Raw genomic sequence first — 7,371 nt, forward strand, 5'->3', positions numbered from 1 at the left:
TGAGTGCGATTTCGATTACGTATCCTGAGTAGAAGATTCCGATTCTGTCTGCCACTTCGAGTGCTGCGTGGATGTCGTGTGTAATCAATAATACTCCGATTCCGTCTTTCTTCATATTTTTGAAGTGGTTTAGTGTTTCTTCTACTGTTTTTTGGTCGAGTCCTGGTGTTGGCTCGTCTGCTACTACGAGTTTAGGATTGGATAGTAGTGCTGTTGATACGAGCACTCTTCTTGCCATTCCTCCTGATAGTTGGAAAGGGTACATGTCGTCTACTTCAGGACCTAGGTTATAGCGTTCGAAGATTTCTCTTTGTTTTGCTTTTTTCTCTTTTTTCTCAGCATCAGATTCGGTGTGTCCGATTGCCTGATCTGAGATTTTCATTAAAGGATCTAAAAAGTTCACTGATTGAGGCACGAGTACAATGTCTTTTCCTCGGATTTCTTCTTTGTCTTTTTGTGATAGTTCCTTTCCTTTGTATTTGATTTTTCCGTTTAGGTTTGCGTTTTCCGGTAGGATTCCAAATATTGCGTGTGCCAATAAACTTTTTCCTGATCCACTTGAACCCAATACTGCTAATATTTCTCCTTCAGATATGTCGAGGGTTAAATCGGTGATAACTTTGAGGTCTCTTTGATTTAATCCTTTTGTATATTGAATGAATGAAATTGAAACATTTTCAACATCTAATAATTTCTCCATATTATCACCTTATTCATTTGCACTTGTAGGGTCAAGTAACTTTTTAATGTTTTCTCCAGCAATATCAAATAAGAGCACTAAGATTAATAATGCTAAACCAGGGAACAGTGCTAGCCACCAGTCACCAATCGCAAGGTATTTCATGGATTCAGATAAGATAATACCGATTGCAGGTTCGTGTGGTGCTAAACCAAATCCTAAGAATGTTACACTAGCTTCGTGCATAATTGCGTGTGGGAAAATCAAAATAGTTCCTACAATAACTTGAGTTATAACTAATGGCAAGATGTGTTTTTTTGCAATCCACCATTTGGATTTTCCAAATCTTTCAGCCAATTTAACATAGTCTGATGTTTGAATCTGTTTGATTTCTGCTCTCAATACCCTTGTAAGGGTTGTCCAGTGAGTTACAGCTACACCCATTGTAACACCAAATGCTCCTCCACCTAATGCAATTGAAATTAAGATAATCAATAGGATGTGTGGAACAGACAGGAACAAATCAACCAACCATGCAATGAATGTGTCTAATTTTTTATTAACGCTGCCTACAAATGCTAAAGCGACTGCGATGATACTGCTTAAGATTGATGCTGCAGCACCAATTTGGACACTCAAACCTAATCCTTTTAAGGTACGTGTAAACATGTCTCTACCGAGCCAGTCAGTACCGAATAAATGTTCAAAAGATGGCGGAAGACTCATTGCATCGAAATTAGTGGTAATGTCTGTAGCATTAATTAATAAACTTGAGATTACAACAATCACCAATATTGATACGGTTATGGCAATTGTCAATAATGTTTTGGTCCTTAAATTCATGTTAGCAATTGGCCCATAAATGCTTGTAAACTTATTCTGTTCACTCATTTTCTTCACCTTCTTTGATTCTTGGATCTACAAAGTTGTATAAAATGTCCGCTATTAAATTACCGCAATATACAAATATTGCACTAAATATTACAATTCCTAAAAGAAGGGGAACGTCACTATTTAATCCAGCCGCTACAGCTGCCTGTCCGATTCCAGGGTATGTGAATATTTGTTCTACAAGTACAGTACCGCCGAATAATTCTGAAAATCCTAAAAACTGAATTGTGATTGCAGGAAGTAAAATGTTTCTTATACCATGTCTCATAATCAAGTCCCAGCCCATTTCACCTCTGGCTTTTGCAAATAAGAAATAATCACTATTCATTACTTCAATCAATTTATCACGTGTGAATAATGTAATTGATGCTATACCGACAACGCTTAATGTAACCATAGGAAGGATTAATCTATGCAACCAATCCCAAAATGACACATTCTCGCTTAATGTCCCTACCGGAACTCCCAATCCTGTTGGGAACCATCCTAAATAAACGGCAAATACCATTAAGAAGAGCAATGCAATCCAAAAAGTTGGTGCAGATTGTAGAATATAACAGTATACTTTAATTGCTTTATCAATGATGGTATCTTTTTTAAATCCTGCAATTACTCCTAATATAAACCCTATAACTCCAGAAAATAGCCATGATGTTAGCATCAATACTAAAGATGCAGTAAATCTTTCTGCAATTACATTAATTACAGGTGCTCTGAAAATTAATGAGGTTCCGAAATCTCCGTGCAATATATTTGTAAGCCAGTTAATCATTTTTGTAGTAATGGGTTCATTAACGCCCCAATAGGCTTCAAGAATTGCTATTTTTTCAGGGGAGACTGATCCAAGGTTTGCAATGTATGTTTTCACAGGATTTATAGGGGACATGTCAATAAGTATGAAACTTAACAATATAACAACAATCAGTAAAATTATAAATCTAACTATTTTTTTACCTAAAAATTTTAGAAGTTTTTCATTTTTTAACATAACTACACTCCTATGTTAATAAAAAGGGAAAAAGAGAGAGTTGAATTAGATTATTCAACTCTGATATTTTTTTTAACTTGTTTCGTTAAGTGAAGCTACACGAGTCCAATCATAGATGTTTCCGAATGCATCTCCTCCGTGAGGTTGTAATTTGAAGGTATCTTCGGAAATGTCTATAGTATCATCTATGAAGTAAGTGTATCTGATTTCACCAATCCATAACCATGCTGCGTCACCTTTAGGTGAAATACCGGTGGATCCGTCCCATGAAACTGCAGACCAGTCTGCATAGGATGATTCACGTGATTTAGACATTGCGTCATCAATGTGTTTGTCTACAGCGGTATTGTTTACAAGTGAAGGGTTGTTGTATCCGATACCTGCTTGGTCACTGTAGTATTCTCCGTACATGGTGTATGGGTCAGTTGAACCGAATCCCCATACGATTGGGTCGGTAAATTTAATAGCATCCATTTCGTCCCAGTTGGAACCGGTTGCGTTAACTTCAATACCAAGTTCTTTTGCTTGTTCAGCAACTGCTACAGCAATAGCTTGTCTTTCATTTGCGTTTGATGGGTAGTATAAGTTGATTGATGCTTTTTGACCATCTTTTTCGACGATTCCGTCACCGTCAGTATCTTCCCAACCGCCTTCTTTTAAGATTTGTTTAGCTTTTTCAACATCACCGTCTTTAATAGCAGCTTCTTTGTTGTACCATGGTAACCAGTGTGCAATACCGTCGTAGTTAGGTACACCAATACCATTCAAAGCACCTTTACAGATGGTTTCTCTGTTAATACCGTAGTTTAATGCTTCTCTGATTGATTTATCTGCAGTAATGTTGTTACCTAATGCTTGGCCATCTTCGTTGGTTTCACCAGTGTTGTTTTGTACTGGCAATGAGATACCCCTTACGTCAAGAGATTCTGATAAGTATGCGTGGTATCCGTCGATGGTTTCATTTGCATATTCTAATGGTACTGCTGCAATATCCAATTCATGGTTTTTAGCAGCGTTGAATGAAGATTCGTCTTGTTCAAAGAGAATTGTTAATTTGTCGAATTCTGGTTGTTTTCCGTAGTAATCTGGGTTTTTCTCTAAGATTACTTGTTGACCTTTATCCCATTGTACAAATTTGAATGGTCCGGATCCTACAGGGTTGGTTCCATAGGTTTCATTGTCGTAAGAGTCAGATGGTACAATACCTACATATAATAATTTGTCTGAGAATGTTGAATCAGGTTTGTTTAATGTGAATTTTACAGTGTTTTTATCAACTGCAGTTGCATTGTCCATACTGCTTAAGTCAACAGTTTCACCAGTGGATTTAGCTTGGTTGTATGAGAATGCTACATCTTCAGCATCTAAAGTTGTGTTGTCAGTAAATTTGACGTCATCTCTGATTTTTACAGTATATTCTGTAAAGTCATCATTTGCTTGCCAATCAGTAGCCAAATCATTTTGATAAGTCATGTTTCTGTTCATTTTCATCAATGTAGATTGGATTAAAGGTTCTCCACGATCACCCCAACCGTACATTGGGTCATAACCTGCTTCAGGTTCGCCACCGTGACTGAAAGCAGCTACTACTAACTCATTATCAGCTCTTGCTGGTGTTCCACTTCCGCTCATGAAAAGTGCTCCACCAATAATAGCGATTAAGAGTACAGCAATTATTCCAATAATGTATTTTTGATCCATTATATTTCTCCATTATTTTTTAAAAATTTAATTGTTATTATGAATTTATAAAATAGTATTATTATATTTAATAACAATTAATTAAATATTATTATTCCAGTATATTTAAATATTTCTAAAAGGAGTATTATCATTTTCATGATTTTTTATAAAATTTTATTAAATTATTATAATTTGTAAAATTGCTTATAAGTTGAGTATTACTTTTCATATTATGTTGGCTTTGATTTAACAAAACTGAAGATTAATAAAGAACACGAATTTAATGTTCTGTGTTATGTAATATCAAAAAAGAGAGAGTTGAATTAGATTATTCAACTCTGATATTTTTTTAACTTGTTTCGTTAAGTGAAGCTACACGAGTCCAATCATAGATGTTTCCGAATGGGTCATATCCTACATGAGGTTGTATTTTGAAAGTATCTTCGGAAATGTCTAAACTATCATCTATGAAGTAAACACATTTAATTTCACCTACCCATAACCATGCTGCGTCACCTTTTGGTGAAATACCTGTTGTTCCATCCCAAGAAACTGCAGACCAGTCTGCAAAGGATGCTTCACGTGGTTCAGACATTGCTTTTTCCATATGTGAATCTACAACACTATTGTTTACAAGAGCAGGGTTGTTGTATCCGATACCCGCTTGGTCACTGTAGTATTCTCCGTACATGGTGTATGGATCTGAAGAACCGAATCCCCATACAATAGGGTCACTGAATTTGATATTGTCCATTTCGTCCCAGTTGGAACCGGTTACATTAACTTCAATACCAAGTTCTTTTGCTTGTTCAGCAACTGCTACGGCAATAGCTTCTCTTTCATGTTCATTTGCGGTATAGTATAAGTTGATTGATGCTTTTAGACCGTCTTTTTCGACGATTCCGTCACCATCTGTATCTTCCCATCCGCCATCTTTTAGGATTTGTTTAGCTTTATCTACATCTCCATCTTCAATCTCTGCTTCTTTATTATACCATGGTAATGTGTGAGCAATACCATCGTAATTAGGTAAACCAATACCGTTTAAAGCTCCTTTACCTATATCTGTTCTGTTAATTCCATAGTTCAATGCTTCTCTGATTGATTTATCTGCGGTTACATTGTTACCTAATGGAATGCCGTCTTCGTTGGTTTCACCAGTATTTGGTATCACTGGCAATGAGATACCTCTCACATCATAAGAATCTGATATGAATTTGTGGTATCCGTCAACAGTTTCATTTGCATATGAAATTGGAACTGAAGCCATATCAACTTCATGGTTTTTAACTGAAGCGAATGCAGCTTCATTTTCTTTAAAGAGAATTGTTAATTTGTCGAATTCTGGTTGTTTTCCGTAGTAATCCGGATTTTTCTCTAAGATTGCTTGTTGACCTTTATCCCATTGTAAGAATTTGTATGGTCCTGATCCTATAGGGTTACTTCCGTAAGTTTCATTGTCATATGAGTCGGATGGCACAATGCCTACATATAACATTTTGTTTGAGAAAGTTGAGTCAGGTCTGTTTAATGTGAATTTAATGGTATTTTTATCGACTGCGGTTGCATTATCCATACTGCTTAAATCAGCAGTTGAACCAGTGGATTTAGCTTGGTTGAATGAGAATGCTACATCTTCAGCATCTAAAGTTGTGTTATCAGTAAACTTGACGTCATCTCTGATTTTCACTGTATATTCTGTAAAGTCATCATTTGCTTCCCAGCTAGTAGCTAGGTCATTTTCATAGGTCATGTTTTTGTTCATTTTTAATAATGTGGATTGAATTAAAGGTTCCCCATAAGAACCCCATCCATACATTGGGTCAAAACCTGATGATGGTTCACCACCCCAATAATATGCTGATACAATTAATTCGTTATCTGCTCTTTCAGGTGTTCCACTTCCGCTCATGAAAAGGACTCCACCAATAATAGCGATTAAGAGTACAGCAATTATTCCAATTATATACTTTTGATTCATTTTTTTTCTCCTAATTTATTTAAAATTCCAATTGTTATTATTATTTTTTTAAAAAATATTACATATATTAATAACAATTAATTTAATTTTATTAATTAAATTTTATTTAAATATTTCTAAAAAGTGTATTGTTTATTTTACAAAATTTTTAAAAAAGCATTAATTATTCAATTTTATAAATTATAATTAAAAAATATTAAATATTAATGGAGAGCACCATTAATATCTTTTAAGTATATTCTGTCATCACAGATGGTATCAACCAAATCCATGTCGTGACTTACAAGCAGGAATCCCATTTTCCTTTCTTTGACAATTTTCAATACGGAATCCAGGATTTGCACTTGTGTGATTGCGTCAAGCATTGTAGTCATCTCATCAGCAATTAGGAATTTTGTATTTGGATTAAGAGATCTTAAAACAGAAAATCTTTGAAGTTCCCCTCCGGATAATTCCTGTGGGAAACGTGTAAGCCAGCTTTTCTGAATACCGAATTCCTTTAAGGCTTCATCGGTAACATCCCAAGATTCAGCCAATACCTGTTGCATTTTCCATTTTGGATTCATCACCTTTTCAGGGTGTTGATATATTAATTGGACAGGTTTAAATCCTTTTTTTGTGAGGGGTTGGCCATCAAATGTAACGCTTCCTTCATATTTTGTTACATAGCCTGAGAGTATTTTACATAATGTTGATTTTCCGCTTCCGCTGTCCCCAATCAAACCCATTATTTTGTTGTTGTCCAATTCAAGATTGACATCTTTTAATAGGTAATCTTTAGCAGAGGGATATTTGAATGAAATGTTTGTTGCTTTAAGTTCCATCTTATGCACCTTCCTCATATTTGAAGCATCTGATTTTTTTCTTTCCAAGGTCAATCAATTCAGGTCTTTCCTGTTTGCATCGCTCAAAGCGCATGTCGCATCTGTCGTAGTATGGGCATCCGGTTGGGATTTCTCCGTGTAGTGGTTGGTGTCCTTTGGTTAGTTCGAATCCGTTTGCTGGCAGTGCTTTGTAGAGTGCTTTTGTGTATGGGTGTAGGAGGTTTTCTCCTTCGCCTGTGAAGTCTTCTTTGAGTGCGATTTCGATTACGTATCCTGAGTAGAAGATTCCGATTCTGTCTGCCACTTCGAGTGCTGCGTGGATGTC

The 7,371-nt window shown here is 35.8% G+C and carries 7 protein-coding genes; all 7 read right to left on the reverse strand.

The annotated features are described in order from the left end of the window. On the reverse strand, positions 1-700 hold a 700-nt coding region (locus ACJMLD_RS05715; RefSeq protein WP_405269046.1), incomplete at its 3' end, for an ATP-binding cassette domain-containing protein. Positions 701-709: 9 nt separating this feature from the next. Further along, positions 710-1,570: an ABC transporter permease gene (locus ACJMLD_RS05720; protein ID WP_405269049.1), complete on the reverse strand. Its 861-nt coding sequence runs from the start codon at positions 1,568-1,570 to the stop codon at positions 710-712. Next, positions 1,563-2,558: an ABC transporter permease gene (locus ACJMLD_RS05725; protein ID WP_405269052.1), complete on the reverse strand. Its 996-nt coding sequence runs from the start codon at positions 2,556-2,558 to the stop codon at positions 1,563-1,565. Before ACJMLD_RS05725 ends, ACJMLD_RS05720 begins: the two co-directional genes overlap by 8 nt. Positions 2,559-2,630: 72 nt before the next feature. Beyond that, on the reverse strand, positions 2,631-4,259 hold the full coding sequence (locus ACJMLD_RS05730) for an ABC transporter substrate-binding protein (RefSeq protein WP_405269055.1): 1,629 nt from the start codon (positions 4,257-4,259) through the stop codon (positions 2,631-2,633). A 331-nt stretch (positions 4,260-4,590) separates the two neighbouring features. After that, the gene (locus ACJMLD_RS05735) at positions 4,591-6,222 is read right to left on the reverse strand and encodes an ABC transporter substrate-binding protein (protein ID WP_405269058.1); all 1,632 of its coding nucleotides are present in this window, start codon (positions 6,220-6,222) and stop codon (positions 4,591-4,593) included. A 203-nt stretch (positions 6,223-6,425) separates the two neighbouring features. Then, positions 6,426-7,046: an ABC transporter ATP-binding protein gene (locus tag ACJMLD_RS05740; protein WP_405269061.1), complete on the reverse strand. Its 621-nt coding sequence runs from the start codon at positions 7,044-7,046 to the stop codon at positions 6,426-6,428. A gap of 1 nt (position 7,047) precedes the next feature. Then, the coding region (locus ACJMLD_RS05745; protein ID WP_405269064.1) for an oligopeptide/dipeptide ABC transporter ATP-binding protein at positions 7,048-7,371 on the reverse strand (324 nt) is incomplete at its 5' end.

It is taken from the genome of Methanobrevibacter sp. (assembly GCF_045112895.1).
Lineage (GTDB): Archaea > Methanobacteriota > Methanobacteria > Methanobacteriales > Methanobacteriaceae > Methanocatella.

Excerpts from the sequence above, each read along its gene's own strand:
- ACJMLD_RS05735 (WP_405269058.1), bottom strand. The coding sequence starts at position 6,222 with ATGAATCAAAAGTATATAATTGGAATAATTGCTGTACTCTTAATCGCT.
- ACJMLD_RS05730 (WP_405269055.1), bottom strand. The coding sequence starts at position 4,259 with ATGGATCAAAAATACATTATTGGAATAATTGCTGTACTCTTAATCGCT.
- ACJMLD_RS05740 (WP_405269061.1), bottom strand. The coding sequence starts at position 7,046 with ATGGAACTTAAAGCAACAAACATTTCATTCAAATATCCCTCTGCTAAA.
- ACJMLD_RS05725 (WP_405269052.1), bottom strand. The coding sequence starts at position 2,558 with ATGTTAAAAAATGAAAAACTTCTAAAATTTTTAGGTAAAAAAATAGTT.
- ACJMLD_RS05720 (WP_405269049.1), bottom strand. The coding sequence starts at position 1,570 with ATGAGTGAACAGAATAAGTTTACAAGCATTTATGGGCCAATTGCTAAC.